At 71.9% G+C, this 26,584-nt stretch carries 23 protein-coding genes; 7 read left to right on the plus strand and 16 right to left on the minus strand.

Features of this window, described 5'->3' with window-relative positions; genetic code table 11:
• The first annotated feature begins 55 nt into the window (after window positions 1–55).
• Genes V6R91_RS00565 through V6R91_RS00580 form a run of 4 tightly spaced genes read left to right on the plus strand, consistent with a single transcriptional unit; the run spans window position 56 to window position 5,554 of the window.
• Window positions 56–1,345, plus strand: a complete 1,290-nt coding sequence (locus V6R91_RS00565; protein ID WP_336393651.1) for an ABC transporter substrate-binding protein — start codon at window positions 56–58, stop codon at window positions 1,343–1,345.
• A gap of 17 nt (window positions 1,346–1,362) precedes the next feature.
• On the plus strand, window positions 1,363–2,361 hold the full coding sequence (locus V6R91_RS00570) for a carbohydrate ABC transporter permease (protein WP_336395009.1): 999 nt from the start codon (window positions 1,363–1,365) through the stop codon (window positions 2,359–2,361).
• Window positions 2,362–2,375: 14 nt separating this feature from the next.
• Window positions 2,376–3,254 (plus strand): carbohydrate ABC transporter permease, encoded by an 879-nt coding sequence (locus tag V6R91_RS00575; protein WP_336395010.1) that lies wholly within the window; start codon window positions 2,376–2,378, stop codon window positions 3,252–3,254.
• Complete coding sequence (locus tag V6R91_RS00580; protein ID WP_336393652.1) at window positions 3,251–5,554, plus strand: beta-glucosidase; 2,304 nt, start codon at window positions 3,251–3,253, stop codon at window positions 5,552–5,554. The genes V6R91_RS00575 and V6R91_RS00580 overlap by 4 nt, the downstream gene beginning before the upstream one ends.
• Before the next feature lie 387 nt (window positions 5,555–5,941).
• Here V6R91_RS00580 and V6R91_RS00585 read toward each other — a convergent pair whose 3' ends face one another.
• The 4 genes from V6R91_RS00585 to V6R91_RS00600 are packed head-to-tail and all read right to left on the minus strand — an operon-like array spanning window position 5,942 to window position 10,426.
• Window positions 5,942–7,447, minus strand: a complete 1,506-nt coding sequence (locus V6R91_RS00585; protein WP_336393653.1) for an alpha-N-arabinofuranosidase — start codon at window positions 7,445–7,447, stop codon at window positions 5,942–5,944.
• Complete coding sequence (locus V6R91_RS00590; protein ID WP_336393654.1) at window positions 7,444–8,523, minus strand: Gfo/Idh/MocA family protein; 1,080 nt, start codon at window positions 8,521–8,523, stop codon at window positions 7,444–7,446. The genes V6R91_RS00585 and V6R91_RS00590 overlap by 4 nt, the downstream gene beginning before the upstream one ends.
• Window positions 8,520–9,212: a ThuA domain-containing protein gene (locus V6R91_RS00595; protein ID WP_336393655.1), complete on the minus strand. Its 693-nt coding sequence runs from the start codon at window positions 9,210–9,212 to the stop codon at window positions 8,520–8,522. Before V6R91_RS00595 ends, V6R91_RS00590 begins: the two co-directional genes overlap by 4 nt.
• Entirely contained in the window at window positions 9,209–10,426 is a 1,218-nt protein-coding gene (locus tag V6R91_RS00600; protein ID WP_336393656.1) for a Gfo/Idh/MocA family protein, read from the minus strand. Before V6R91_RS00600 ends, V6R91_RS00595 begins: the two co-directional genes overlap by 4 nt.
• A 197-nt stretch (window positions 10,427–10,623) precedes the next feature.
• Between V6R91_RS00600 and V6R91_RS00605 the strand changes: the two genes are divergently transcribed.
• Together V6R91_RS00605 and V6R91_RS00610 are read left to right on the plus strand one after the other, a co-directional pair.
• Window positions 10,624–11,622 carry a LacI family DNA-binding transcriptional regulator gene (locus V6R91_RS00605; RefSeq protein WP_336393657.1) on the plus strand — a complete coding sequence of 333 codons (999 nt, stop codon included), beginning with the start codon at window positions 10,624–10,626 and terminating at the stop codon, window positions 11,620–11,622.
• Between the two features lie 275 nt (window positions 11,623–11,897).
• Window positions 11,898–13,313 carry an aspartate aminotransferase family protein gene (locus V6R91_RS00610; RefSeq protein ID WP_336393658.1) on the plus strand — a complete coding sequence of 472 codons (1,416 nt, stop codon included), beginning with the start codon at window positions 11,898–11,900 and terminating at the stop codon, window positions 13,311–13,313.
• A 12-nt stretch (window positions 13,314–13,325) separates the two neighbouring features.
• Here the strand turns inward: V6R91_RS00610 and V6R91_RS00615 are convergent, their stop codons facing one another.
• Both V6R91_RS00615 and V6R91_RS00620 read right to left on the minus strand, forming a co-directional pair.
• Window positions 13,326–13,643, minus strand: coding sequence for a DUF7882 family protein (locus tag V6R91_RS00615; RefSeq protein ID WP_336393659.1), 318 nt, complete (start codon window positions 13,641–13,643; stop codon window positions 13,326–13,328).
• A 20-nt stretch (window positions 13,644–13,663) separates the two neighbouring features.
• Window positions 13,664–14,239: a TetR/AcrR family transcriptional regulator gene (locus V6R91_RS00620; RefSeq protein ID WP_336393660.1), complete on the minus strand. Its 576-nt coding sequence runs from the start codon at window positions 14,237–14,239 to the stop codon at window positions 13,664–13,666.
• 102 nt (window positions 14,240–14,341) lie between these two features.
• Here V6R91_RS00620 and V6R91_RS00625 point away from each other — a divergent pair, with 102 nt between their 5' ends.
• On the plus strand, window positions 14,342–15,376 hold the full coding sequence (locus V6R91_RS00625; RefSeq protein WP_336393661.1) for an SDR family NAD(P)-dependent oxidoreductase: 1,035 nt from the start codon (window positions 14,342–14,344) through the stop codon (window positions 15,374–15,376).
• A gap of 51 nt (window positions 15,377–15,427) precedes the next feature.
• Here the strand turns inward: V6R91_RS00625 and V6R91_RS00630 are convergent, their stop codons facing one another.
• From V6R91_RS00630 to V6R91_RS00675, 10 genes are all read right to left on the minus strand, one after another.
• Complete coding sequence (locus V6R91_RS00630; protein WP_336393662.1) at window positions 15,428–17,494, minus strand: oxidoreductase; 2,067 nt, start codon at window positions 17,492–17,494, stop codon at window positions 15,428–15,430.
• Window positions 17,495–17,659: 165 nt separating this feature from the next.
• A complete protein-coding gene (locus tag V6R91_RS00635; RefSeq protein ID WP_336393663.1) occupies window positions 17,660–18,820 on the minus strand; it encodes a cystathionine gamma-synthase in 1,161 nt (386 codons plus the stop codon).
• Window positions 18,817–19,842, minus strand: a complete 1,026-nt coding sequence (locus V6R91_RS00640; RefSeq protein ID WP_442928081.1) for a pyridoxal-phosphate dependent enzyme — start codon at window positions 19,840–19,842, stop codon at window positions 18,817–18,819. Before V6R91_RS00640 ends, V6R91_RS00635 begins: the two co-directional genes overlap by 4 nt.
• A 205-nt stretch (window positions 19,843–20,047) precedes the next feature.
• Window positions 20,048–20,731: an FMN reductase gene (gene msuE, locus V6R91_RS00645; protein ID WP_336393664.1), complete on the minus strand. Its 684-nt coding sequence runs from the start codon at window positions 20,729–20,731 to the stop codon at window positions 20,048–20,050.
• The gene (locus tag V6R91_RS00650) at window positions 20,728–21,354 is read right to left on the minus strand and encodes an alkylhydroperoxidase domain protein (protein ID WP_336393665.1); all 627 of its coding nucleotides are present in this window, start codon (window positions 21,352–21,354) and stop codon (window positions 20,728–20,730) included. The genes msuE and V6R91_RS00650 overlap by 4 nt, the downstream gene beginning before the upstream one ends.
• Entirely contained in the window at window positions 21,351–21,959 is a 609-nt protein-coding gene (locus V6R91_RS00655) for a CMD domain protein (protein WP_336393666.1), read from the minus strand. Before V6R91_RS00655 ends, V6R91_RS00650 begins: the two co-directional genes overlap by 4 nt.
• Entirely contained in the window at window positions 21,956–23,023 is a 1,068-nt protein-coding gene (locus V6R91_RS00660) for a putative FMN-dependent luciferase-like monooxygenase (protein ID WP_336393667.1), read from the minus strand. The genes V6R91_RS00655 and V6R91_RS00660 overlap by 4 nt, the downstream gene beginning before the upstream one ends.
• Window positions 23,020–24,657, minus strand: a complete 1,638-nt coding sequence (locus tag V6R91_RS00665) for an ABC transporter ATP-binding protein (RefSeq protein WP_336393668.1) — start codon at window positions 24,655–24,657, stop codon at window positions 23,020–23,022. The genes V6R91_RS00660 and V6R91_RS00665 overlap by 4 nt, the downstream gene beginning before the upstream one ends.
• Window positions 24,654–25,610: an ABC transporter permease gene (locus V6R91_RS00670; RefSeq protein WP_336393669.1), complete on the minus strand. Its 957-nt coding sequence runs from the start codon at window positions 25,608–25,610 to the stop codon at window positions 24,654–24,656. The genes V6R91_RS00665 and V6R91_RS00670 overlap by 4 nt, the downstream gene beginning before the upstream one ends.
• Window positions 25,607–26,584, minus strand: a complete 978-nt coding sequence (locus V6R91_RS00675) for an ABC transporter permease (protein ID WP_336393670.1) — start codon at window positions 26,582–26,584, stop codon at window positions 25,607–25,609. The genes V6R91_RS00670 and V6R91_RS00675 overlap by 4 nt, the downstream gene beginning before the upstream one ends.

Raw genomic sequence — 26,584 nt, forward strand, 5'->3', positions numbered from 1 at the left:
CAGACCAAGGCACCGCGAAGCAGAGGTGCTCCTCGAAGGAGAGAACGGGAATCACATGAAGCGCAACAGGATCCTCGCGGGTTCGGCTGCACTCGTCGCCGGCGCGCTCGCGCTCGCCGGCTGCAGTGCGGGCGGCTCCGGCGAGAACAGCGACGGCAGCGTCGAGATGACGCTGTGGCAGAACTCCACCACGGGCCCCGGCCAGCAGTTCTGGAAGGACGCGATCGCCGCGTTCGAGGAAGAGAACCCCGGCGTCACGATCAAGATGCAGTCGGTCCAGAACGAGGACATGGACGGAAAGCTGCAGACGGCACTGAACGCCGGCGACGCGCCGGACATCTTCCTCCAGCGCGGCGGCGGCAAGATGACCGCGATGGTCAACGCCGGCCAGCTGATGGACCTCACCGACCTCATCTCGGACGACATCAAGGCCGAGATCCCGGAGGGCTCCTTCGCCGCCGAGACCTACCAGGACAAGGTGTGGGCGATGCCCCTGTCCGTGCTGCCCGGTGGCTTCTTCTACAGCCAGGACGCCTTCGACAACGCCGGCATCACCGAGACCCCCGAGACCATCGACGACCTCAAGGACGCGGTGGCCAGCCTCAAGGAGACGGGCATCGAGCCCATCGCCCTCGGCGCGAAGGCCGCGTGGCCGGCCGCGCACTGGTACTACTTCTTCGCGATCCGGGAGTGCAGCCCGGAGGTCATCGAGGAGACGGGCGACACGAAGGACTTCAGCGACGAGTGCTGGCTGCGCGCCGGCGAGGACCTCGAGGACTTCGCGGCGATCGACCCCTTCAACGACGGATTCCTCACCACCGAGCCCCAGCAGGGCGCGGGCAGCTCGGCCGGCCTCATCGCCAACCGCAAGGCCGCGATGGAGCTCATGGGCGCGTGGGACCCGGGCGTGATCGCCTCCCTGACGCCCGACGAGAAGCCGCTCCCCGACCTCGCGTGGTTCCCGTTCCCCGAGATCTCGGGCGGCGAGGGTGAGCCGGGCTCGATGATGGGCGGCGTCGACGGCTACTCGTGCTCGGTCGACGCCCCGGAGGAGTGTGCGGACTTCCTGAACTTCGTCGCCAGCGCCGAGCAGCAGACCGCCTACTACAAGGCATTCAACTCGCCGCCGGTCAACACCGTGGCGCAGGAAGCCGTCACCGAGCCGTACCTGCAGCAGATCCTCGAGGCGTACAACAGCGCTCCGTTCGTCTCGCAGTGGCTCGACACCGTGCTCGGCCAGAATGTCGGCAACGCGCTCAACGTGGCGGTCGTCGACATGCTCGCCGGCAACAGCGACCCGCAGCAGCTCGTCGACGCGGTCAACGCGGCAGGCAAGCAGGGCTGATCGTGTCCACCCGCGAGATGTCATCCGACGCTCGCGGCCTTGCAGAGCACGACGGGGGCGGCACCACGCCGCCCCCGTCGGTGCCGCGAGGCCGCCGACGCCCGCGAGGCCTGGGCTGGGCCGGCCGCCTCGAAGTCATGATCCTGGTGGGGCCGGCGCTGATCTTCTTCGTCGGCTTCGTGATCTTCCCGGTCATCATGGCCGCGTACTACGGTTTCTTCCGCTGGTCCGGCTTCGGCCCGGCGACCGAGTTCATCGGCCTGCAGAACTACGTCACGATCTTCACCGACACGATCTTCCAGCAGGCGCTCGGGCACAACTTCTTCATCGTCGTCGCGTCGCTGGTGATCCAGGGCCCGGTCGCGATCCTGCTGGCGCTGCTGCTCAACCGCAGGATGCGCGGTCAGTCCGTGATCCGCGTCCTCATCTTCGTCCCCTACGTGATCGCCGAGGTCATCGTCGGCACCGGGTTCAGCCTCATGCTGGCCACGAACGGAGCGCTGAACGGCTTCCTCGAGAAGATCGGGCTCGACGGGCTGGCGCAGGACTGGCTCGCCGACCCGAGCATCGCGATCTGGACGCTCATGGCGATCCTCACCTGGAAGTACATCGGGTTCGCCGTCATCCTCTTCCTCGCCGGGCTGCAGGGGATCCCCCAGGAGCTGTACGAGGCCGCTGCGATCGACGGCGCGTCCTACTGGCAGATCCAGCGGACCATCACCCTGCCGCTCCTGGGCCCGACGCTGCGCATCTGGGCGTTCCTCTCGATCATCGGCGCGCTGCAGCTCTTCGACCTGGTGTACATCATCTGGGGTCAGTACGTGTCGTCCGTGGCGGGAACCAACACCATGGCGATCTACATGGTCGCGACCGGACGGAACTCCGGCAATTTCGGGTACGGCAGCGCCGTGGCCGTCGTCATCTTCGTCATCTCGCTGGTGGTCGCCCTGATCTACCAGCGCACGATCCTGCGCCGTGACACCGCGGGGGCCATCACAGAGAGGGGCGTCAAGTGAGCTCCACGGACTCGATGAGCACCCGGACCATCACGATCCGCGACACGGTGCCCGCCCGCCGCCGCGACGTCAACAAGCTCCCCTGGGGAAGCCCGGCGGTGTACTTCGTCGCCCTGGTCATCATCGCGCTGATGCTCGGGCCGGTGCTGTACATCATCATCGGCGGCTTCCGCAGCAACTCCGAGATCACCGTCGACCCGTCGGGCCTGCCGGTGAGCTGGAACCCGCAGAACTATGTCGAGGTCCTGACCAGCGGGCTGTTCTGGAACGAGGTGCTGAACTCGACGATCGTCGCCCTCGCGACGACCGCGGGTGCGGTGGCGCTCGGGCTCATGGCCAGCTACGTCATCGCCCGGTACACCTTCGCCGGGCGGGGAGCGCTGTACGCGCTGTTCGCCGCGGGCCTGATGTTCCCGATCACGGTGGCGATCACGCCGCTGTACATCGTGGTGCGCAACCTCGGGCTCATGAACTCGCTGCCGGGGGTGATCCTGCCGCAGATCGCGTTCGCACTGCCGACGACGATCATCATCCTGGTCCCGTTCCTGAGGGCGATCCCCGACGAGATCCAGGAGGCCGCGTACATCGACGGCTGCGGTCGCCTGTCGTTCTTCTGGCGGATGGTGCTCCCCCTGGCGGTGCCCGGTGTCATCACCGTGGCCATCCTCGCCTTCATCGGAAGCTGGAACGGCTACCTGCTGCCGCTGTTCATCCTGAACGACGAGGCGCAGTTCACCCTCCCGCTCGGTGTGCAGGCCTTCTCGTCGCAGTACTCCGTCGACACGGCGAAGGTGCTCGCGTTCACGTCGCTGTCGATGCTGCCCGCGCTGGTGTTCTTCAGCCTCTTCGAGCGGCGGATCGTCGGCGGCCTGACGGGGGCGGTCAAGGGATGAGCGACGTCGTGATGCCCGCGGTCTCGCCGCGGGTGCAGTCCCTCCATGCGCAGATGACGCTGGACGAGAAGCTCGCGCAGCTCGTCGGCTACTGGGTCGACAAGGGCGGCGAGGTCGTCGCCCCGATGGCCGGCGAGCGCGGCAACACCGGCCCGTACGAGGAGGCGACGGCCCACGGCCTGGGCCACCTCACCCGCGTGTACGGCACGCGGCCCGTGGACCCGGTCGCGCGCGCCGAATGGCTCTGGGCGGAGCAGCGGCGTCTGCGTACCCAGACCCGCCTGGGCATTCCAGCCGTCGTGCACGAGGAGTGCCTGACCGGGCTCGCGGCGTGGAAGGCCGCGACGTTCCCGACGCCGCTGGCGTGGGGCGCGGCCTTCGATCCCGAGCTGACCGAGGAGCTCGGGGCGGCGATCGGCCGGTCCATGGCGGCGCTGGGGATCCACCAGGGCCTCGCCCCCGTGCTCGACGTCGTCACCGACCCCCGCTGGGGCCGCGTCGACGAGTGCATCGCCGAGGATCCCTACGTCGTCGGCACCATCGGCACCGCTTACGTGCGCGGGCTGCAGTCGGCCGGTGTCGATGCGACCCTCAAGCACTTCGCGGGGTACTCGGCCTCGCAGGCCGGTCGCAACCACGCCCCCGTCCAGATGGGCCGACGCCGCCTGCAGGACGTCGTGCTGCCGCCCTTCGAGATGGCCATCCGCGACGGCGGCGTGCAGTCGGTCATGAACTCGTACGCCGAGATCGACGGTGTCCCCGTCGCCTCCGACCCGACGCTGCTCACAGAGCTGCTGCGGGAGGAGTGGGGCTTCGAGGGCACCGTGGTCGCCGACTACTTCTCGGTCGCGTTCCTGCACTCGCTGCACGGCGTCGCCGCCGATCTCGGCGAGGCGGCGGTGCTGGCCCTCCGCGCCGGCATCGATGTGGAGCTGCCCACCGCGGACGCGTTCGCGGGGCCGCTGCGCGCCCGGCTCGCCGCCCATCCCGAAGAGGTGGAGCTCGTCGACCGCGCCGTGCTGCGCGTGCTCGCCCAGAAGGAGCGGCTCGGCCTGCTCGACGCCGACTTCGAGACGCCGCCCACCGAGATCGACCTCGACGATCCCGCGCTGCGCGCCCTGGCGCGGCGGGCGGCCGAGGAATCCGTCGTCCTGCTGACCAACGACGGCGTGCTGCCGCTCTCGGCTCCCGGGCGGATCGCGCTGATCGGCCCCAACGCCGACTCGGCCGAATCGCTCATGGGGTGCTACTCCTTCGCGAACCACGTGCTCGCGCACCACCCGGGCACTCCGCTCGGCTTCGAGATGCCGTCCATCGCCGAGGCGCTGCGCGGCGAGTTCGCGGGAGCGGACCTCGTGGTCGAACGCGGCTGCGACGTCGAGGACCCCGACACGAGCCGGATCGCCGCGGCCGCTGAGGCGGCGGCCGCCGCCGACGTCGCGATCGTCGTCGTCGGCGATCGTGCCGGCCTGTTCGGCCGTGGCACGGTGGGCGAGGGCAACGACGTCGACGACCTCGAGCTGCCCGGCGCACAGCGCCGCCTCGTCGAGGCCGTGATCGCCACGGGCACGCCGACAACCGTCGTGGTGGTCTCGGGACGCCCGTACGCCATCGGCTGGATGCTCGAAGGACCGGGCGCCGCGAGCGCGGTCCTGCAGGCCTTCTTCCCGGGCGAGGAGGGCGGCCCCGCGATCGCGGGGATCCTCTCCGGCCGCACCGCGCCGTCGGGGCGCCTGCCGGTGTCGCTCCCCCGGTCGGCGGGCGCACAGCCGTACACGTACCTGCACCCGGTCCTGGGCGGCCCCACCGAGATCACGAGCGCTGACAACACCCCGGCCCTGCCCTTCGGCCACGGCCTGACGTACACGACGTTCGAGCGCGGAGCGCTGACGGCGACGGATGCCGCGACCGACGGCATCCTGGAGGTGTCGGTCGTCGTCACCAACACCGGCTACCGGCCGGGAGCGGATGTCGTCCAGCTGTACGCGCGGGACCGGGTCGCATCGGTCACGCGTCCGGTCGCGCAACTGCTGGCGTACCAGCGGGTGCCGCTGGAGCCGGGCGAGTCGGTGTCGGTGAGCTTCGCCGTGCCGGCCACGCGCCTCGCGTTCACCGGACGTGACGGCCGCCGCATCGTCGAGCCGGGCGAGATCGAGCTCTGGGTCGGCCCCTCGTGCGCCCGGCGCGACGCCGAGGTACAGGTCGAGCTGACCGGCGAGGTGCACGTCGTCACGGCGGCCGACCCGAGGGTGGCGATGGCGACGGTCCGTACCGGCGCAGACGCCCTCGCCGCCCGCTGAGAACCGCACGAAGAGGGCCCACGGCATCGCGCCGCGGGGCCCTCTTCGTGCCCATTCCACAGGTCAACCGGCCCTCCGCCGGAGGTTGGACCGATCCAACCTCCTGCGGAAGCGCGGTTGACCTGTCGAACGGAAGGGAGCCAGCGGATGCCGTCATCCCAGGCGCGAGCTTGCTCCCCGGTCGCCGCGGGGCGCCTTCGTGCCCGTTCCACAGGTCAACCGGCCCTCCACAGGAGAGTGAACCGATCCAACCTCCTGCGGAAGCGCGGTTGACCTGTCGAACGGAAGCGGACGAGGGGATGCCACCCACCCACCCGCCGGCCCGCTGCTTCGGACGCGAGGAGGCCCGCGGCGATGTGCCGCGGGCCTCCTTCGTCTCCGCGCCGGCTACGCCAGGTCGAGCTCCACCGTCGCGAACGCGTGCGGCGGCAGCGACACCGAGAGCACGCCGCCGTCGAGCGACGTCTCCAGCGGCGCCGGCGCGACGGCGTCGGGCGTCTCGGGCGTGTTGTGGGCGGCGGCATCCGTCCCGGTCAGCACCCGCGCGCGGCGCACCGTCGCGGCGCGCCCGCGCAGGTCGACGCGCACGTCGAGCGTCTCGTCGAGCGAGAGGTTCGACAGCGACACCAGCGCCGCGCCCTCGGTGGTCGAGGCCGAGACCGACAGGCCCGGCACGCCCTCGGATGCCGACGGCGACGACAGCACGTGGGTGCCCAGCGCCGTGGCGTCGTGGTGGCCGCGGTTCATCTCGAACACGTGGTAGGTCGGGGTCAGCACCATCGCACCGGAGTCGTCGGTGAGGATCATCGCCTGCAGCACGTTGAGCGTCTGCGCGATGTTCGCCATCTTCAGACGCCCGGCGTGCCGGTGGAAGGCGTCGAAGTGCACGGCGGCCACGAGCGCGTCGCGCACGGTGTTCTGCTGGAAGAGGAACCCGGGGTTGGTGCCCGGCTCGACGTTCCACCACGTGCCCCACTCGTCGAGGATCAGGCCGACCTTGCGGTCGGGATCGTACGAGTCCATCACCGCCTCGTGCCGGCGGATGACGCGCTCGACATCGATCGCCTTGCGCATGGTGCCGTAGTACTGCTCGGCGTCGAACTCCGTCGCCGACTCTGTGTTGATGCCCGCTCCGGCGTGCGCGTAGTAGTGGAACGACACGCCCTGGAACACCGGGGACGGGTTGGAGCCGCAGGTGAGGCATCCGAGCGACTCCATGAGCGCCCGCGTCCAGGTGATGTCGTCGTCCGACGCGCCGGCCGCGATGCGGTAGAGCTCGTTGCCGCCGTGGTTGCGGCAGAAGGTGCCGTAGCGGCGTGCCTCCAGCGCGTACTGCTCGGCGGTCATGTTGCCGCCGCAGCCCCACGCCTCGTTCCCGATGCCCCAGAACGGCACCTTCCACGGCTCGTCTCGGCCGTTCTCGCGACGCAGGCGCGCCATCGGGCTGTCGCCGTCGCGCGTGAGGTACTCGACCCACTCGCTCATCTCGCGCACCGTGCCGCTGCCGACGTTGCCGTTGACATAGGCGTCGGCGCCGAGCATCTCGCAGAGGTCCATGAACTCGTGCGTGCCGAAGTGGTTGTTCTCGACGATGTCGCCCCAGTGGGTGTTCACCATCTGCGGGCGACTCTCGCGGGGACCGATGCCGTCGCGCCAGTGGTACTCGTCGGCGAAGCAGCCTCCGGGCCAGCGGAGGTTCGGGATGCCGAGCGCTCGGAGCGCCTCGACGACGTCCGAGCGGATGCCGCGCACGTTCGGGATCTCGGAATCCTCGCCGACCCAGAAGCCGCCGTAGATGCAGCGGCCGAGGTGCTCGGCGAAGTGGCCGTAGAGGTGGCGGCTGATGACGTCGCCGGGGACGTCGAGGTCGATGACGGCGCGGGCCGTGGTCACAGGCTTCTCCAGGTGTCTGCAGGGGTGAGGGGAACGAGGGAGGGGCGCTCGACGGTCGTGTGCAGCGGTTCGCGCGCGCCCGAGGCGGCCGAGGCGGCGAGCGCCGTCATGATCTCGAGCACGTGGTGGGCCATCGCCCCGCTCGCGCGCGCGTGGCCGGCGGCGAAGTCGATGAGCCCGATGCCGCGACCCGCGTCGGCGTATCCGGCCGACGGCTGCAGCGTCTGCCACTCGCCGCCGCGGGGGTGCAGCTGCACTGCGCCGGTGAACATGTTCGGGTCGGGCACCAGGAGCGAGCCGTCGACGCCGTGCACCTCGATGGGCGCCGCCGTCGACCGCACCCCGTCGAAGCTCATCGTCACGGTCGACAGGGCACCGGAGGCGTGGTGCAGGATGCCGGTGAGATGCGTGTCGACGTCGACGGCGATGGACTCCCCGGCACGCGGGCCGGATCCGATGACGCGCGTGTCGCGCGACCGCGACGCCGCTCCCGAGACGGAGGCGACCGGCCCGAGCAGCTGCACGAGGGACGTGACGTAGTACGGTCCCATGTCCAGCAGCGGGCCGCCGCCTTCGCGATAGTAGAAGTCCGGCTGCGGATGCCACGACTCGTGGCCGGCCGAGATCCACATCGCCGACGCCGAGACCGGGCGGCCGATCAGACCCTCGTCGATCGCAGCCCGGGCGGTCTGCACGCCCGTGCCGAGCACCGTGTCGGGCGCGGCGCCGATGCGGACGCCCGCGGCGGCCGCGGCATCCATCACCCGCGCGGCATCGGGGAGCGTCGCCGCGAGCGGCTTCTCGCCGAAGACGTCCTTGCCGTGGGCGATGGCGGCGAGCGCGACCTCGGCGTGCGCGGCGGGGATCGTGAGGTTGAGGACCGCGTCGACCTCGGGGTCCGCGACGAGCTGGTCCGTGGTCAGCACGCGCGCGCCGGGGATGGTCTCGGCGACCGCATCGGCCCTGGCCGTGTCGAGGTCCGCCACCGCGACGATGCGCACGCTCGAGACGCCCTTGAGGGTGTCGAGGTACTGGCGCGAGATGACGCCCAGCCCGACGATGCCGACCCCGGTCACCGCGCCGCCCACAGCAGCCCCCGCTCGATGATCGTGCGGACGTTGGCATCCTGCAGCACGTCGACGCTGTGACCCGGCGTCGCGACGAAGACGCGCCCCTGTCCCCACTCGCGCGTCCACACCGCGGGCGAGGTGATGGGGCGGTGCCAGGGGTGGTACGGCTGCACCGGATGCGTGGTGGTCGCCAGCACGTCGATGAGGTCGTCGTGGAGCACCCAGTACTGCTCCGTCGTCAGGACGAAGTCGTCCAGGCCGGCGGTGATCTCGTGGGTGCGGCCGAGGTCGGTGAGCTCGACGGTGTACTCGAGGTAGTTGTCGCTCTGGTCCCCGTGCACCTCGTCGGGGTGCTTCGAGGGGTGGGTGGCGAACTGGCCGCCGACGAGCTGGAGGTAGTCGGAGCTGGCCCGGAACGAATCGGCGATCCCGCCGTGCCAGCCGGCGAGGCCGGTTCCGGCGGCGACGGCGTCGCGCAGCCCGCGGACGGCCTCCTGAGAGGCCTGCGACATGGTGACGCACTGCAGCACGAGGTCGACCCCCGCCATGCGGTCGGCGTCCGCGTACACCTCGGGGCTCTCCTCCACGGAGACGTCGAAGCCGCTGTCACGGAGGAACGGCAGGAACAGCTCGGTCGCCTCGACCGGGTGATGGCCGTCCCATCCGCCGCGGACGACGAGGGCGGTGCGGGTCATGAGGGGTTTCCTTCCACGGGGTTTGCAGGGGCGTCGACGGCGCCGGCGGCGACCGTCGTCAGGATGCTGTCGTGCGCGGCGCTCTGCTCGACCGCGGCGAGCACGCGCTGCACCTGGGTCGCGTCGGCGAAGGTGGGCGACGCGGGGATCTCACCGGCGACGGCGCGCACGAAGTCGACCGCCTGGTGCGTGAACAGGTGCTCGTACCCGAGTCCGTGACCCACGGGCCACCACGCGCCGGCATACGGATGCTGCGCCTCGGTGACCTGCACGCGCCGGAAGCCCTGGGCGACGTCGGCGGCGGCGTCGTACACCTCGAGCTCGTTCATCCGCTCGAAGTCGAACGCGATCGCGCCGCGGTCGCCGTTGATCTCGATGCGGTTGGCGTTGCGGCGTCCGGTCGCCAGGCGCGTCGCCTCGAAGACACCCAGGGCTCCGCCGTCGAAGTGGGCGGTGAACGCCGCCGCGTCGTCGACGGTGACCGGGAGCCGGTCGGTGGTGTCGGCGGCCACGCCGCCCAGGCCTTCCACAGCCCCGCGTCGGGGCCGCGAGGTCACGAAGGTGCGCAGGGTCGCCGACACCGCCGTGATGTCCTGACCGGTGAGCCATTGCGCGGTGTCGATGCTGTGCGCGCCGATGTCGCCCAACGCGCCCGAGCCCGCCCGATCACGGTCCAGCCGCCAGGTGTGGGGCGCGTCTGCGTCGCTCAGCCAGTCCTGCAGGTACTGCGCCCGGACGTGGCGGATCTCGCCGACACGGCCTGCCGCGATGAGCTCGCGCGCGAGGGTGAGTGCGGGGGTGCGGCGGTAGCTGAAGCCGCACATGGCGACGACGCCGGCGCGGGCTGCGGCATCCGTCATCTCCTCCGCCTCGGCGACCGAGTTCGCCAGCGGCTTCTCGCACAGCACATGCTTTCCGGCGGCGAGCGCGGCGAGCGCGATCTCGGCGTGGGTCTGGCCGGGGGTGCAGATGTCGATCACGTCGATGTCGTCGCGTTCGACGGCCTCGCGCCAGTCGACCGAGTGCTCCGGCCACTCCCAGCGCGCCGCGGCCTCGGCCGTGGCGTCGGCGCGATGCCCGACGAGCAGCGCCGGCTGCGGAGTCAGCGGCAGGTCGAAGAAGCGCGGAGCGGTGCGCCAGGCGTGGGTGTGCATGCGGCCCATGAAGCCGGTGCCGATCAGTGCGATCCGCAGCGGTGATGTCGTCGTCGTCATCGGGAGTGTGCCCTTTCCAGCCACAGACGATGCCATCGCCCGGTCGGCGTCGCGACAATGTTGCGCAAAACCTCGACCGTGCGCCAAGGTGGTGCGATGGCCGTGAGGCGTCATCCGATCGCCGAGACCGTGGGGTTCACCCGCGGTCGCGGCGGCCCGGTGACGTCTCACGAGGAAGCGTCGAGCGGAGGCGTCCGGTGTCGGCGCGCGTGAGCCTGGCGGCCGTGGCGGCGGCGGCAGGAGTCAGCGTGGCGACGGCATCCCGCGCACTGTCCGGTCGCGGCGACCTGGCCCCTGCCACTCGACGTCGGGTGCTGGCGACGGCCCGCACGCTCGGCTACGCGCGTGACCCCGCCGTCGGCGGGCGGCCGCCGGGATCCGCGCGCCTGGTCGACCTGGTGCTCGGCTGGTTCCACAACGCCTACTCCGACGAGGTCACCGCCGGCGCCCGCAGCGCCGCGGCCGCCGCCGGCTACGACCTCGTGCTGACCGAGGAGCGCGACACCCCCGACGACGACTGGCCGATGCGCATCCGCCGGCGCGGTTCGGCCGGCGTGGTGCTGGGACTCATCTCGCCGACGGCGTCGCAGCTGGCGGCGCTGAACGACGCCGAGATCCCGGTCGTGCTGATGGATCCGCAGGCCGAGACGTCGCGGGGTCTTACGAGCGTTCGCACGACCGACAGGGAGGGCGGTGCGGCAGCGGCGATGCACCTGGCCGAACGCGGCGCCACCCGGTTCGCGGTGGTGCTGGGGTCGCCGCCGTACCGCTACGGCCGTGCACGGAACACCGGCTTCCGCGAGGCGCTGCGCCTGGTCCGCCCCGACGCCGACCTCGTCGCGGTGCAGGCCGACTGGGGCGGAGCGGCGGCGCGCGAGGCCGCGCTGCCCGTCCTGCGCGGCCTCCGGCCGGGAGAGCGGCTGGGGGTCTTCGCATGCTCCGACGAGATGGCGGCGGGCGTGTACTCCGCAGCCGCGGCGACCGGGCGGCGCATCCCCGACGACGTGCTCGTCGTCGGGTTCGACGACCTGCGCGGCGCCCGCTGGCTCACGCCGCCGCTCACCACCGTGCGCCAGCCCATCCGCGAGATGGCCGCGGCGGCCGTCACCGCGCTCACCGAGGCCGCCGCGGGTGCGACCCTGCCGCCTGGACCTATCCTTCTTCCCACCCGCCTCATCGAGCGCGGCTCGACCTGAGCGCTCCCGGGGTCACCGGATTCCGCGCCCGACCCGATCCCGACAGGTCAACCACGCTTCCGCAGGAGGTTGAACCGTTCCAACCTCCTGTGGAGTCGCGGTTGACCTGTGGCGCGACGGGGTGAAGACCCGAACCACAGAGAAGAGCGGATGCCGCGGCGCCACGGCATCCGGACGGACCGACGGCCGCGGCATCCGAACCGGACGAAACGTCCCCTCCGGGCCCGTGGGGCACGCGAGTAGCGTGGGAGAACCTCCGACGGAAGGGCTCTCCCATGTCCACCACCGCGCAGTCCGTGACCCGACGCCCGGCCCGCAGCGACGCGGAGCTGCAGCAGATGGCGAAAGACCACCTGTGGATGCACTTCGCCCGCCAGTCCGTCATGACCGACGGCCCCGGCGTGCCCATCATCGTCAAGGGCGAGGGGCACCACATCTGGGATTCGCAGGGCAAGCAGTACATCGACGGCCTGGCGGGTCTGTTCGTCGTCGCCGCGGGCCACGGCCGCCGCCGCCTCGCCGAGGTGGCCGCCAAGCAGGCCGAGGAGCTGGCGTTCTTCCCGATCTGGTCCTACGCCCACCCCGCCGCGATCGAGCTCGCCGACCGCCTCGCCGGCTACGCGCCCGGCGATCTGAACAAGGTGTTCTTCTCGACCGGCGGCGGAGAGGCGGTCGAGACGGCGTTCAAGCTCGCCAAGTACTACTGGAAGATCCAGGGCAAGCCCACCAAGCACAAGGTGATCTCCCGCTCGGTGGCCTACCACGGCACGCCGCAGGGCGCGCTCGCGATCACCGGCATCCCGGCGATGAAGGAGATGTTCGAGCCGGTCACGCCCGGCGGCTTCCGCGTGCCGAACACCAACTTCTACCGCGCCGCCGACATGGGCGCGCCTGCCGACGACCTCGAGGCGTTCGGCGTGTGGGCGGCCGACCGCATCGAGGAGATGATCCTGTTCGAGGGCCCCGACACCGTCGCCGCCGTGTTCCTCGAGCCCGTCCAGAACTCGGGCGGCTGCTTCCCGCCCCCTCCCGGATACTTCCAGCGCGTGCGCCAGATCTGCGACAAGTACGACGTGCTCCTGGTGTCGGACGAGGTCATCTGCGCGTTCGGACGCATCGGCCACATGTTCGCCTGCGACGCGTACGGCTACGTGCCCGACATGATCACGTGCGCCAAGGCGATGACCAGCGGCTACTCGCCCATCGGCGCCACCATCGTGAGCGACCGCATCTACGAGCCGTTCGCGCACGGAGACCGCGCGTTCTACCACGGCTACACCTTCGGCGGCCATCCGGTCTCGGCGGCGGTGGCCCTGGAGAACCTCGACATCTTCGAGGAGGAGGGCCTCAACGAGCACGTGCGCGAGAACTCGCCGCTGTTCCGCTCGAGCCTCGAGAAGCTCACCGATCTGCCGATCGTCGGAGACGTCCGCGGCGACGGCTACTTCTTCGGCATCGAGCTGGTCAAGGACAAGGCGACGAAGGAGACCTTCGACGACGACGAGTCCGAGCGGCTGCTGCGCGGGTTCCTGTCCAAGGCGCTGTTCGACGCCGGGCTGTACTGCCGCGCGGACGACCGCGGCGACCCCGTCATCCAGCTCGCGCCGCCGCTGACGGTCGGCCCGGCCGAGTTCGATCAGATCGAGCAGATCCTGCGCAGCGTGCTGACGGAGGCGTGGACGCGCCTGTGACGCCTGGCGGGCTCAGTCGTCGGAGTCGGACTCGGATTCGTCGGGCTCGGGGATGACGGTGAGCCCGTTCGGGCCGCTCGCGGTCCGCATGAGCTCCTCGACCCAGCGCCGGTTGATGCGGGGCTGGCGGCCGCCGAAGAAGTGGAACTGCAGCGGCACCGACGGATGGATCCAGAAGCTGCGACGGCCGCTCCCGTCCCCGATCTCGACGTCGAACATGAAGGGCTCGGAGCGCCGCAGCTTGTTCATCATGACGATGCGGAGATGGGCGAGAGTGCGGTCCTCGATGTCGACCGCGTTCGCGTTCGTGTCGTAGATGAACCTACCCATGGCAGGAGCCTACTGGGTCCTCATCGCGGGGCGAACGCCGCGGCGAAAAGGGCCCGCGCACGCCGCGCGACCGCCGGTCGCTGCGCCGGGTCGGCCCGCGCCAGCTCGGTGGCGAGCATCCCCGCCGCGAGCGTGACGTCCTCCGCCTCGATGTGCGAGCCGACGCGCCCCGCCGTCCGGTCGCGCGTCAGCAGGCGGTCGACGAGCACGCGGAACCGCTCACCCATCGCCGCGACCCGCCCGTCGGCGGGATCCGCCGTGACCAGCTGGATCAGCGCGGTCGAGCCCACGGCCTGATCGACGACGCGATCGAGCAGGTCCTCGATCGTCCGGTCGGACGCCGCCGAGTACTCCTCGAGCTCGCGCACGTTGTCTTCGAAGACGGCGACCGCGAGCGCCGTGCGGTCGGGGAAATGACGGTAGAGGCTCCCCTGGCCCACTCCGGCGCGCTTGGCCACGGCGCTGAACGGCGCGCCGAGGCCGCCCTCGGCGTAGACCTCGCGGGCGGCGGCGATGAGGGCGCGCCGGTTGTCGGCGGCCGCGGCCGGCCCGCGATTGCGGCGGGGAGTCGAATCGGGGACTGCTGTGCGGGGCACGGGTGTAGCCTAGTACCGGACATAGATGTCCGGTAGGAGCCGCCCCGAAGGTCCCGCACCCGCATCCCGGACGTCCCGCTGCCGGCAGAAAGGGAAGAACTCATGACCACCGACACCGCGCTCCTCACCGGAGCGTCCACCATCCAGGCGTGGCTCGACCACCCGGCCGGAGGCCCCGCACTGCGCGGCCTCCTCTCCCAGGGCGGCCAGAGCACCGACGCCCTCGCCCCCGTGGCGGGCCTCCCCATCCGCAACCTCGTCGCGATGAGCGGCGGCGCCTTCCCCCAGGCCGCGCTGGACGCCCTGGTCGCCCAGGTGAACCCGGACGGCATCGCGGCCGAGGCGGACACCGACCCCGGCGACGCGCCGGCCGCGGAGTGGGCCGAGAAGATCACGTCGGGCCGCTTCACCGGTCAGACCGTCATCGTCACCGGCGCCGGATCCGGCATCGGCCGCGCGACCGCTTCGCGCGTCGCGCGCGAGGGCGGCCGCGTGATCGCCGTCGACGTGAGCCAGGAGCGTCTGGACGAGTTCGTCGCGGCGCATCCCGGCGCGGACGTCGTGGCGCTCACCGCCGACATCACCGACGATCAGGGCGTCGCCCGCATCGTCGAGGCCGCCGGCGACCGCATCGACGCCCTCGCCAACATCGCCGGGATCATGGACGACATGACACCAGTCGGCGAGGTCACCGACGCCGTGTGGGACCGCGTGTTCCGGGTCAACGTCACCGGCACGATGAAGCTCATGCGCGCGGTGCTCCCCACGATGCTCGCGCAGGGCAGCGGCTCGATCGTGAACACCTCGTCGGAGGCATCCCTTCGCGGCTCCTCGGCCGGTGCCGCCTACACCGCGTCCAAGCACGCGGTGGTCGGCCTGACCAAGTCCAGCGCGTTCATGTACGGCCCCAGCGGGATCCGCGTCAACGCCGTCGCACCGGGCCCGGTGATCACCAACATCGAGGCCGCCTTCAACTCGCCCCTCGGCGCCGACCGCGTGCGCGCCGGCATGGCGATCATGCCGCCGCCGGTGACCGCCGACCGCCTCGCCGCGTCGATCACGTTCCTGCTGAGCGACGACGGCGTCAACGTCAACGGCCAGAACCTCGCCAGCGACGGCGGCTGGTCGGCGGCCTGACCTGCGGCCGGTGGTCGGCGCCCGCCCTTGGTCGTGGGGCGGGCGCCGTCGTCAGCCGCGGAGGCGAGCCAGGCCGGCGACGTCGTAAGCGAGCTCGACGGCCTCGAACACCGCGGCGTCGATCGTGCGGGGCGCGAACGCGTCGCCGATCGTGAGGACGCGGGGCGCGGCATCCGTCATCCCGCCGGGGATCGTGACCGACGCGCGCGGCTCGATCGCCACGACGGCCTCGAGCGCCCCGATCGTGTCGGCGACGCCGGTCAGCGCATCGCTCACCCGGACCGCACCGGCCGCGACCCCCTCGACGCGGTGGGCGGTGCGCCGGCGGAAGCCGCCGTGGGCACCCAGACGCTCGAGCAGCAGCGGACGGTCGTAGCCGGCGCCGATATGGGGGAACACGGTCTCGAACGGCGTGACGAGCTCGAGCTCGTCGACGTGCGGCAGGAGCGTCAGGACGATCCCGGCGGCATACGCGGTCCCGTCGGCGTCGACGACCGCGATCCTCCGCCCGAGCGGCCGGGCACGGGTCTCGGCGCCGGCGGTGCGGGACACCGCGGCGAACGCGTCGATCGTGCCCGCCGCCGGGAAGCCGCCCGCGTAGGCACCCCCGAGCGCGAGCGACGTCGACGCGGGGGCGACGGCGCCGGTCGCGACGACGATGCCGTCGGCGCCGAGTCCGCGCAGCGACTCGGTCGTCGCCTCGACGCCGAGCCGCACCTCGACGCCGGCGGCGGCGAGGTCGCGCTCCAGATCGTCGACGAGCAGCCCGACGCTCTCGCGCCCCGGCACGCGGCGAGCGAGCCGCAGCTGGCCGCCGAGCTCGCCGGAGCGCTCGATGAGCGTCACGGCGTGGCCGTCGGTCGCGAGCTCGACGGCGGCGCGCATGCCCGCCGGTCCCCCGCCGACCACGACCCACCGCTGCGCGGTCGCCGCCCGGGGCCGCGCGCCCCGCTCGAGCTCCCGCCCCGCGAGCGGGTTCACGGTGCACGACATGGCCAGACCGCGGCTGCCGCGGCCGAGGCATCCCTGGTTCAGCCGGATGCAGTGACGGATGCCGGGCTCCGCGACGCCGGCGGGCCCCGGTCCGTGCGCGGTCCCGGGTCCGATGAGCTTGCGGCCGAGGTCGGGGTCGGCGATCTGCGCGCGGGTGAGCGCCACCATGTCGGCGATGCCCGAGGCGACGACTTCCTCGGCGTCCTCGACCGTGCGCGCGGCGCCGACCCCGAAGACCGGAACGTCGGGGTTCGCGGCCTTGACGGCGGCGACGTCGTCGCGCAGCCAGGCGTAAGGCATCGGCGACGACGGGAAGACGTAGTGGACGTTGTGGTACCCGCCGCCGGCGAGGTCGAGGAAGTCGATGCGGGCCTCCGCGCGGAGCCGGTCGATGACCTCGCGCATTCCCGCGCCGTCGACGCCGTCGGGGTGGAACTCGTTCGCGACGATCCGGATGCCGACGGTGAAGTCGTCGCCGACCCGCGCGCGCACCGCGCGCAGCACCTCGCGCGGGAAGCGGGTGCGCCCCTCGATGTCGCCGCCGTACTCGTCGGCGCGCGCGTTGTAGAGCGGCGAGAGGAACTGGTGCAGCAGATAGCCGTGCGCCATGTGGATCTCGACGCCGTCGAACCCGCCGTCGCGGGCGTGCTCGGCCGACAGCGCCCAGCCGTCGACGAAGGCCGCGATGTCGTCGTGGTCCATCTCGCGCGTGGCGTGCGCGGTCGACGGCGAGAGCAGTCGCGACGGGGCGTACACCGCCCGGGGGCCGTCCGGACCGTCGGGCTGCGCCTGCGCGCCGTGGTGGTTGAGCTGCACGAAGATCTTCGCGCCGGCCTCGTGGACGGCATCCGTCATCTTCTTGGATGCCGCGACGCTCTCGGGGCGGTAGGCGTCCTCGAACCCGCGGATCGACCCGGTGGGGTGCACGAAGTGGTTGCCGGCGACGAAGAGCCCGCACCCGCCCTGCGCCCGCCGCACGTAGTACGCCGTCTCGCGGTCGGACTCGACTCGGTCGGAGTACTGCTTCGAGTGCGCCGTCTGCATGATGCGGTTGGGCACCGTCACGGCCCCGATCCGCAGCGGCTCGGCGAGGACGGAGGAGCGGATGCCGGGACTCGCGGTCATCCTCCGAGCCTACGTCGCCGCCCCGCGGCGCCCGCCGAGGAACCGCGACGTCGTCGAACGACCACGCTGTCGGCGACGGTGACGTGGTCACTCGCCGAGATCGTGGTTACTGGGCAGGGGTGCATACGCGCGGATGCCGCGGCCGGCGGCGGCCTGCGGGCGGCGTCAGAGGCGGTCGAGGGCCTGGTCGAGGTCGGCGACGAGGTCGTCGATCGACTCGATGCCGACGGAGAGCCGCACCACCTCCGGAGGGACGGCGAGCTCGGTGCCGCGCACCGAGGCGTGCGTCATCTCGTCGGGGTAGTTCATCAGCGACTCGACCCCGCCGAGCGACTCGGCCAGCTGGAACAGGCGCGTCGACTCGGCGAGACGGCGCGCGGAGGCGGCATCCGCCAGCGCCACCGAGACGATCCCGCCGAACCCGCTCATCTGCCGCGCGGCGACCTCGTGACCGGGGTGCGAGGGCAGGCCGGGGTAGTACACGCGCTCGACCGCGCCGTGGCCCGAGAGGAATTCGGCGATCGCGTGCGCGTTCTCGCTGTGGCGCCGCATGCGAAGGGGCAGCGTCTTGATGCCGCGGGTCGTGAGCCACGCGTCCAGCGGGCCCGACACGGCGCCCACGGCGAACTGCAGGAACTTCGCCTGCTCGTACAGCGCGTCGTCGTTCAGCACGAGCGCGCCGCCGACGACGTCGGAGTGCCCGCCGAGATACTTCGTGGTGGAGTGCACGACCACGTCCGCGCCGAGCGACAGCGGCTGCTGCAGCGCGGGCGACGCGAAGGTGTTGTCGACCACGACGAGCGCACCCGCCTCGTGGCCCAGCCGCGCGAGCCCGGCGATGTCGGTGATGCGCAGCAGGGGGTTGCTCGGGGTCTCGACCCACACGATGCGCGCGGGGCGCTCCTCGAGCGCCGCCCGCACCGCGCCCAGGTCGCTCATGTCGACGACGCGCACGCCGATGCCCCACGCGCCCAGCACGCGCGCGATGAGCCGATACGTGCCGCCGTAGACGTCGCTGCCGAGCAGCACCTCGTCGCCGGGCTCGAGCGCGGCGCGCAGCAGCGCGTCCTCGGCGGCGAGGCCCGAGGCGAACGACAGGGCGTGCGCGCCCCCCTCGAGTGCGGCGAGCTGCGTCTCGAGGGCGGTGCGCGTCGGGTTGCCGCTGCGGCCGTACTCGTAGCCGCCGCGGAGCCCGCCGATGCCGTCCTGGGCGTACGTGGTCGAGAAGTGCACGGGCGGGATGACGGCGCCCGTCGCCGGGTCGAACGCCTGGCCGGCGTGCACGGCGCGGGTCTCGAAGCCGGCGTCGCTGTTGTGATCGGTCATTCGGTCGCTCCTTCGTGGGGGGCTTCGGCGGTGGTGCGGTCGTCGGCGAGAGCGGATGCCGCGGGCTCGACGTCGAACCCGTGCTCGCGCATCCAGTCGTCGTCGTAGAAGCGCTTGAGGTAGCCGCGGCCATGGTCGGGCAGCAGCACGACGACGACCGCGTCGGCCGGAAGGCCGCGCGCCGTGCGCAGCGCCGCCACGACGGCCATGCCGCTCGATCCGCCGACGAGTAGCCCCTCCTCGCGGGCGAGGCGGCGCGTCATCGCGAACGTCTCGGCGTCGGGTATGCGGTGGATCTCGTCGGGGACCGAGGGGTCGTAGCTGTCGGGCCAGAAGTCCTCGCCGACGCCCTCGACGAGGTAGCCGTGGATCGGGCCGCCGGAGTAGATCGAGCCCTCGGGGTCGGCGCCGACGACACGGACCCTCCCGCCCGAGACCTCGTGCAGGTACCGCCCGGTACCGGTGATGGTGCCTCCCGTGCCGATCCCGGCGACGAAGTGCGTCACGCGGCCGTCCGTGTCGCGCCAGATCTCGGGCCCGGTCGTCTCGTAGTGGCTGAGCGGCCCGTTGGGGTTGGCGAACTGGTTCGGCTTGAAGGCGCCCGGGATCTCGCGCACGAGGCGGTCCGACACGCTGTAATACGAGCGCGGGTCCTCCGGCGGCACGCTGGTGTCGGTGACGACGACCTCGGCGCCGTAGGCCCGCAGCACGTCGACCTTCGCGCCGGCGAACTTGTCGGGCACGACGAAGATCATGCGATATCCGCGCTGCAGGGCGACCAGCGCGAGACCCACGCCGGTGTTGCCGCTGGTGGGCTCGACGATCGTTCCGCCGGGCCGCAGCTGCCCGTCGCGCTCGGCGGCGTCGATGATTCGGCGCGCGATGCGGTCCTTGGCGGATCCGCCGGGATTGAAGTACTCGACCTTCGCCAGCACGGTGGCGGCGATGCCGTCGGTGACACGGGTCAGGCGGACGAGAGGGGTGTTGCCGACGAGGTCGGCCACGCTTTCGGCGTAACGCACGGGTAGGTCCTCGGTGTTGCCGCGCGGGTGCACGGGGAGTGATCGGGGTCGCGGAGGTCTGCGTGAAGCACGGGCTTCAACAGCAGGGGCGACAACACCGACAGGTCAACACGCGGACGAGTCTAGTCCGACGGCGGACGGGAAGCGACGGATGCCGCGACCCGGCGCTCTGCCGCCGGTCGCGGCACCCGTCGGCCGTTCCGGGTCACCAGGTCCTCACGTCCTCCGATCGTCCGACGTGCGCGGCCTGCGCGATGAGCGGCAGGGAGCGGTCGACGGCCTGTGCGACGCGACGGGTCACCGCGGGGTCGACGAGCTCGTAGCCCGCGAAGTCGGCATCCGACGCGTACACGCCCATCGGCAGTGTGAGCGCCTGGAAGAAGCCGAACAGCGGGCGCAGCTGATGCTCGATCATGAGCGCGTGTCGCTCGCCCCCACCGGTGGCGCCGAGCAGCACCGGCGTGCCGACGAGCCCGTACTGACCGACGAAGTCGAACAGATGCTTGAAGAGACCGGTGAAGGAGGCGCGGTACACCGGGCTGGCCACGACCAGCAGATCGGCCGACTCGATCGCCTGCAGCGCCGCCTCGACCTCAGTGGCGACGTCGGCGCGCCGCAGCGCGCCAGAGAACCCGGGGCCCAGCGCTGCGACCTCGACCAGCTCGGTCTCGGCAGGGACCCGCTCCGCCACGGCGTCCAGGATCGCGCCGATCAGAGCCGTCGTCCGGCTCGGTGCCTGCAGCGAGCCCGAGACGCCGACCACACGCAGCCGCCGTGACGCGGATGGACCCGGCGTGGGGTCAGTGGACCCGGACGGTGTCCCCGCATCGCGCCACGCCCGGACCCCGAGCGGAGCAGCGAGCGTCGCCTGGGCGTCGAACGTGCTCACGAGTTCTCCTCCGGCGGCGCGGCCGGACGCCCGATCGACAGCATCAGGCGGTTCGCCCAGTTGAAGAACGCGGCGCCGTGCACGACGTCGGCGATCGCGAGCTCGTCCAGGCCCGCGGCGCGCAGGCGCGCGACGTGAGCGACGTCGAACGCGAGCGGCGTCGCGGTGAGCGCTGCGGCGGCCGCCACGATGGCGTCCCAGCGCTCGCCCAGCTCGGCGCCGATCCCCTCGGCGAGCAGGCGGTCCACCAGCTCGGGAGCTTTCGAGTGGTGGGCGGCGAAGCGTGCGTGCACCGAGGCACAGAAGACGCAGCCGTTGATCCGCGAAGCGGCGGTGGCTGCGAGTTCCCGTTCGGCCCGCGGGAGCCCGTCGGCCGTGTTGTAGAAGATGTCCTTGTCGACGAGCGTGCGCGCACGCAGGATCTCGGGGTCGCGCGCCAGCAGCCGGAAGTAGTCGCTCCCGGCGCGCTGCCGGTCGACCAGACCGTCGTAGTGGCGCTGGGTGAGCTCTTCGATGAGAAGCGGCTGGAGCCACGGCAGCCACCCCACCTCCGCGCGCGTGAACGCGTGTGGGTGCGCGGCATCGTGGGCGAGGACGGCTGATGCGGTCGTGCTGCCGGTCATGCGGAGACCTCCTGGGTCGCGGCGATCGCGCGGAGCCCGGCGGCGACGCGCTGCTGGAACGCGAGGAACGACACCAGCTGCGACAGCGTGACGATCCCGTCGGGGGTCCACCCCGCCTCGAGCAGACGCGCGTGATCGGCGGCATCCGCCTCACGTGGCCGGAACGTGAGCAGGTGCGTGTGGGCGAGCGCGGCCGCGAGCCGCTCCCCGAGCACGTCGCGCGTGTCGGGGGACGGCTCGTACCGTCGGCCCTCGCTGCTCTCGCCCCGCAGTCCCTCCTCGCGATACGCACCGAACGGCCCTGCCGTCGCGGCGAAGGATGCCTCGGCGAGGACGAGCGCGGCACGCTCGGAGTCGGCGTCGCGAGCGGCGTCCGCGTAGTGGCGCGCCGTCTCGTCGTCGGCCGTGGAGCGCGTCGCGAACGCGGCGACGAGCACGCGGTCGGCGACGGCGAACGTTCTGTCGTCGACCGGTGCGAAGAGGGCGTCGTAGCTGGCCTGCAGCTGGTCGCGCGTGACAGGTCGCCGGCGGCGAAGCTCGTCGAGCACGTCGCCTCGGCGCACGCCGACGAGCTCGTCGACGACGTCGGTGGTCGCGGTGGTCATGGGGTCTCCTTTCCGAGACGTCCGAGTGGTTCGAGGGTTCCTTCGCGCGCTCTCCAGCCGAGTGCGGGGGCGACCTCGGTGGCGAACAGCTCGATCGACCGCAGCACGAAGTCGTGCGGGGCGTCCACCGAGTGCACCTGGAAGGCGACCTCGGTGGCCCGCGAGAGAGTCGTGTCGGTGGCAAGCGATGCGGCCACCTCTTCGGGGGTCCCGAGGTGCGTGTCCGTCGCGGCGATGAGCTCGTCGAGCGTGTCGCCGGGGATGTGCTGTCCGGCGCGCCGGAAGCCCTCCGCCGCGCGGCGCAGCCCCACCGCGGCGAAGCGCACCGCGTCGGCGCGGTCGTCGGCGACGAACACGGTGCGGGATGCCGTGATCCGCGGCGCTGCGCCGGTCGGGAGCGCGTCGAGATAGCGGTCGATGATCGGATGCTGCAGGTCGGCGAGGGTCGCGCCGACGGCGTCCGCCGCGCGAGGCTGCGTGCGCGACAGCAGCAGGCCGTGGCCGTGCACGCCGGCGCGCGCGCCTCCCGCCGCGGAGAACGTCGCCTGCCACACGCGCGAAGACAGGGGTGTGGCGGTAGGCGGTGTCACCGCGCTCGGATCGGGGTAGAGCCTGTTGCCCGCGCCGATCTCACGCCCTGCGAGTGCGTCGAGCAGGAGCGCGAGCTTCGCGTCGTAGACGGCGGCCTTGGCCGCCGCGTCCTGACCGAAGGGCGCGAACGACGACGGGGTGCCGCCGCTGCCGAGACCGAGGTCGATCCGCCCGCCGGAGAGCAGGTCTGCCACGACGGCGTCCTCGGCGACGCGCACCGGGTCTTCGAGCGGCAGCGTGATGACGCCGGTGCCGAGCCGGATCTCGCTCGTCGCGGCGGCGACGTGGGCGAGGAACACGAGGGGTGCCGGCAGGCCGCCCTCGGCCGCGCGGAAGTGGTGCTGCGCGACCCATGCGCGCCCGATGCCGAAGCGTTCGGCATGCCGGATCTGGTCGGCGGCGAGGCGGTATCGCTCGGAGGCGGGCGCGTCGTCGAGCAGGCGGGTGAAGAAGGCGAGAGACGACACGGTCATGCCGCGACCTCCGATCGTCCGGGCACGGCGGCCAGCAGCTCGCGCGTGTAGTCATGGGCGGGTGCGGTGAATATGTCCTCGGTGCTGCCGGCCTCGACCACCCTCCCGCGGCGCATCACCGAGACCGTGTGGCTGATGCGACGCACCACCGCGAGATCGTGCGAGATGAAGAGGTAGGTGAGACCGAGTTCCTGCTGCAGCGATCCGAGCAGCTCGAGGATGCGCGCCTGGACGGTGACGTCGAGGGCCGAGACGGCTTCGTCGAGCACGACGACCTCGGGGCGGATCGCGAGTGCTCTGGCGATCGCGACGCGCTGACGCTGTCCACCCGAGAGCTCCCGCGGCGTGCGCTCGAGCACGTCGGCGGGGAGCGAGACGCGGTCGATGAGCTCGGCGGCGCGCGCCCTCCGCTGGGGCCGCGTGCCCTCCCGGAAGTTGTGCAGCGGCTCGGCCACGATCTGCGCCACGCTCTGCCGCGGGTCCAGTGACGAGAACGGGTTCTGGTACACCAGCTGCACGCGCCGGCGCAGTCGCCGAAGGTCTTCGCCCTTCAGGCCGGCGATGTCTGCGCCGTCGAGCTGGATGCGCCCGGCGTCAGGATGCAGGAACCGCGTCACGAGCCGTGCCGTCGTCGTCTTGCCGGAGCCCGACTCCCCCACCAGCGCGTGGGTCGTGCCCCGGCGCACCTGGAACGACACGTCGTCCACGGCGCGGAACGGCTCGCGTCCACGCCCGTGCACGGCGAACTCCTTCACCAGCCCCTCCGCTGCGACGGCATAGGGGTTCTCGGCTGCGGCGGCCGCAGCATCCCGCAGGAACAGCGGTGCCGCCGGCCCCCGGAACTCCCCGGTCGCGAGGGACGGCGCGTCGGCGAGCAGCTGACGCGTATAGGGGACAGCGGGAGACGACAGGATGCCGGCGCTCGGCCCCTGCTCGACGACGCGCCCGTGATTGAGCACCACGATGCGCTGCGCGCGGTCCGCCGCGACCCCGAGGTCGTGGGTGACGAGGAGCACCGACGTGCCCTCCTCGCGCCGCAGATCGTCGATGAGATCGAGGATGCGACGTTGCACGGTGGCGTCGAGGGCGCTCGTCGGCTCGTCCGCGATGATCAGGCGCGGCCGCAGCGCGATCGCGGTCGCGATGAGCACCCGCTGCCGCATGCCGCCGGACAGCTCGTGAGGATGCTGACGCGCCCGCAGCGCGGGGTCGTCGAGGCCGACCCGGTCGAGCAGCTCCAGCACGCGGCCGCGGCGGGTGGCGGCATCCCGCACCCCATGAAGCCGGAGGATCTCGCCCACCTGCACGCCGACCGGGCGCACCGGGTCGAGGGACGACACCGGGTCCTGCGGGACCAGGCCCACTTGTGCGCCACGCACCGCGCGCAGCCGCTTCTGGCTCCATCCGGTGATGTCGACACCGCCGATCGTGATCGATCCGCCGTCCACGCGGCCACCTTCTGGGAGCAGACCGATGAGGGCGTGAGCGGTGGTGGACTTGCCCGAGCCGGACTCGCCGACGAGTGCGACCACCTCCCCTTCGCCGACCGAGACGTCCACGCCGTGGACGACCTCTCGGCGTCCGGCCCGCGTCTGATACGACACGCGCAGATCCTGCACGTCGAGCACGCTCATCGCGCTCCCCTTCCGATCGACTGGCTGATGCGGTTGGCGCTCAGCACCACAACGAGCACGACAAGACCCGGCAGGGTGGTGAGCCACCAGGCGGTGGCGACGTAGTTGCGTCCCTCCGCGATGAGCAGCCCCCACTCCGGCGTCGGCGGCGGTGCGCCGTAACCGAGGAAGCCGAGCGTCGAGATCGCGAGGATCGCGGTGCCGAACTGCAGGGCCCCGAGCCCGACGACGGCTGTGGTCGAATTCGGGAGCACGTGCCGGCGCAGCACCGAGACGTACGACCCGCCGCTGCCGAACGCGGCCTCGACGTAGTCGGTGCGGCGCACGCGCACGACCTCGGAGCGGGAGACTCGTGCGAATGACGCGACGCTGACGACGCCGACGGCGATGGCCGCGTTGACCGTCCCGAATCCGAGCAGGATGATCACCGACAGCATGAGCAGCAGCCCGGGGATCGACAGGAGCACGTCGACAAGGCGCATCAGCACGTCATCCACCCAGCCGCCGACGGACCCGGTGACGACGCCGACGACCGTGCCGGCCGCGAGCCCCACCGTGACGGCGATGAGAGCCCCCGACAGCGAATGGATCGCGCCGTAGACGACGCGCGCGTAGACGTCGCGTCCGATCGCATCGGTGCCGAACCAGTGCGCCGCGCTCGGCGGCAGCAGCTTCTCGGCAGGCACTCCCGCGATCGGGTCGTGCGACGTGAACAGCCACGGCGCGACCGCCCACAGCACCGCGACGAGGATCACCGCCACCGCGGCGACGAGCGTCCACGACGGCCGCCGCCTGCGGGCGAACAGCCGCGCGGCCGACGCGCGTCGCTCGGGCAGGCCGTCGGGCGCCCCGGCCTCGCGAGCGACCGGATCGAGGACCACACCGGAGGCCTCGTCCCGCGCGATCGCGGCGGTGGAGGCATCCGTGACCTCTGTCGTGGTCTGCGCGTTCATGCGGTCGCCTCCTGCAACGCGATGGGGGACCGGTTGCGGGCAGCGCGTCTGCCGCTGCGCAGCCGGGGATCGAGCACGGGGTAGAGCAGGTCGACGAGGAGGTTCACGACGACGAAGGTCAGCGCGGCGAGCACGACGATCCCCTGCAGCACCGGGATGTCCTGGTTCGCGACCGCCTGCTCCGTCACGCGCCCGATGCCGGGTCGTCCGAACACCGTCTCGGTGACCACCGCGCCGCCGATCAGCTCGCCGAACAGCACGCCGGCGATCGTGAGCGTCGGCAGCAGGGCGTTGCGTGCGACCGAACGCCACAGCACCCAGGACGGCGACGCGCCCTTCGCCCGCACGACGGTGACGAACGGCTGCAGCTGCACCTCATCGATGCTGCGCACGAGGATCTGGGCCAGGGGCGCCGAGATGGGCACCGCGAGCGTGACCACCGGGAGGATGAGGCCCGCCACCGGATCGGCGCCGACGATGGGCACCCAGCCGAGGCCGAACGAGAACACCTGGATGAGCAGGATGCCGAGCCAGAACACCGGCACCGCCACGAACACCCCCGGGAGGGCTTGAAGCCCTTGGCGGAGCCACGCGAACGGTGACAGCGTCGAGAGGAACGCGACCGCGAACGCGAGCACCGCGGCCAGCGCGAACCCGAGCGTCGCCAGGGCCGCCGTCGGCGGGAGCGCCTCCCCGATGAGCTGCAGGACCCCGGTGCCGTACTGCGTGGAGAATCCCAAGTCCCCCTGCGCGTATCCGGTGAGGGTGGCCCAGTACTGCTCCCACCACGGCGAGTCGACGCCGTACGCGGTGCGGATGGACGCGATCTGATCAGGCGTCAGTCCCAGCTCGGGATTGTCGTACTTGATGAGGACGGCGTCGCCGGGCAGCAGCTGCAGCAGGACGAAGGTGGCCGTGAAGGCCGCGATCAGCACGATCGCGGCCTGCCCGGCGCGTCGGAGCGCGTAGCTCAT

The organism is Microbacterium sp. CCNWLW41 (assembly GCF_037083505.1).

Bases quoted from the DNA above. Each gene is read 5' to 3' on its own strand.
- V6R91_RS00565 (WP_336393651.1), top strand. From the start codon at position 56: ATGAAGCGCAACAGGATCCTCGCGGGTTCGGCTGCACTCGTCGCCGGC.
- V6R91_RS00570 (WP_336395009.1), top strand. From the start codon at position 1,363: ATGTCATCCGACGCTCGCGGCCTTGCAGAGCACGACGGGGGCGGCACC.
- V6R91_RS00575 (WP_336395010.1), top strand. From the start codon at position 2,376: ATGAGCACCCGGACCATCACGATCCGCGACACGGTGCCCGCCCGCCGC.
- V6R91_RS00580 (WP_336393652.1), top strand. From the start codon at position 3,251: ATGAGCGACGTCGTGATGCCCGCGGTCTCGCCGCGGGTGCAGTCCCTC.
- V6R91_RS00595 (WP_336393655.1), bottom strand. From the start codon at position 9,212: ATGACCCGCACCGCCCTCGTCGTCCGCGGCGGATGGGACGGCCATCAC.
- V6R91_RS00600 (WP_336393656.1), bottom strand. From the start codon at position 10,426: ATGACGACGACGACATCACCGCTGCGGATCGCACTGATCGGCACCGGC.
- V6R91_RS00610 (WP_336393658.1), top strand. From the start codon at position 11,898: ATGTCCACCACCGCGCAGTCCGTGACCCGACGCCCGGCCCGCAGCGAC.
- V6R91_RS00615 (WP_336393659.1), bottom strand. From the start codon at position 13,643: ATGGGTAGGTTCATCTACGACACGAACGCGAACGCGGTCGACATCGAG.
- V6R91_RS00625 (WP_336393661.1), top strand. From the start codon at position 14,342: ATGACCACCGACACCGCGCTCCTCACCGGAGCGTCCACCATCCAGGCG.
- V6R91_RS00630 (WP_336393662.1), bottom strand. From the start codon at position 17,494: ATGACCGCGAGTCCCGGCATCCGCTCCTCCGTCCTCGCCGAGCCGCTG.
- V6R91_RS00635 (WP_336393663.1), bottom strand. From the start codon at position 18,820: ATGACCGATCACAACAGCGACGCCGGCTTCGAGACCCGCGCCGTGCAC.
- V6R91_RS00650 (WP_336393665.1), bottom strand. From the start codon at position 21,354: ATGACCGGCAGCACGACCGCATCAGCCGTCCTCGCCCACGATGCCGCG.
- V6R91_RS00655 (WP_336393666.1), bottom strand. From the start codon at position 21,959: ATGACCACCGCGACCACCGACGTCGTCGACGAGCTCGTCGGCGTGCGC.
- V6R91_RS00660 (WP_336393667.1), bottom strand. From the start codon at position 23,023: ATGACCGTGTCGTCTCTCGCCTTCTTCACCCGCCTGCTCGACGACGCG.
- V6R91_RS00665 (WP_336393668.1), bottom strand. From the start codon at position 24,657: ATGAGCGTGCTCGACGTGCAGGATCTGCGCGTGTCGTATCAGACGCGG.
- V6R91_RS00670 (WP_336393669.1), bottom strand. From the start codon at position 25,610: ATGAACGCGCAGACCACGACAGAGGTCACGGATGCCTCCACCGCCGCG.
- V6R91_RS00675 (WP_336393670.1), bottom strand. From the start codon at position 26,584: ATGAGCTACGCGCTCCGACGCGCCGGGCAGGCCGCGATCGTGCTGATC.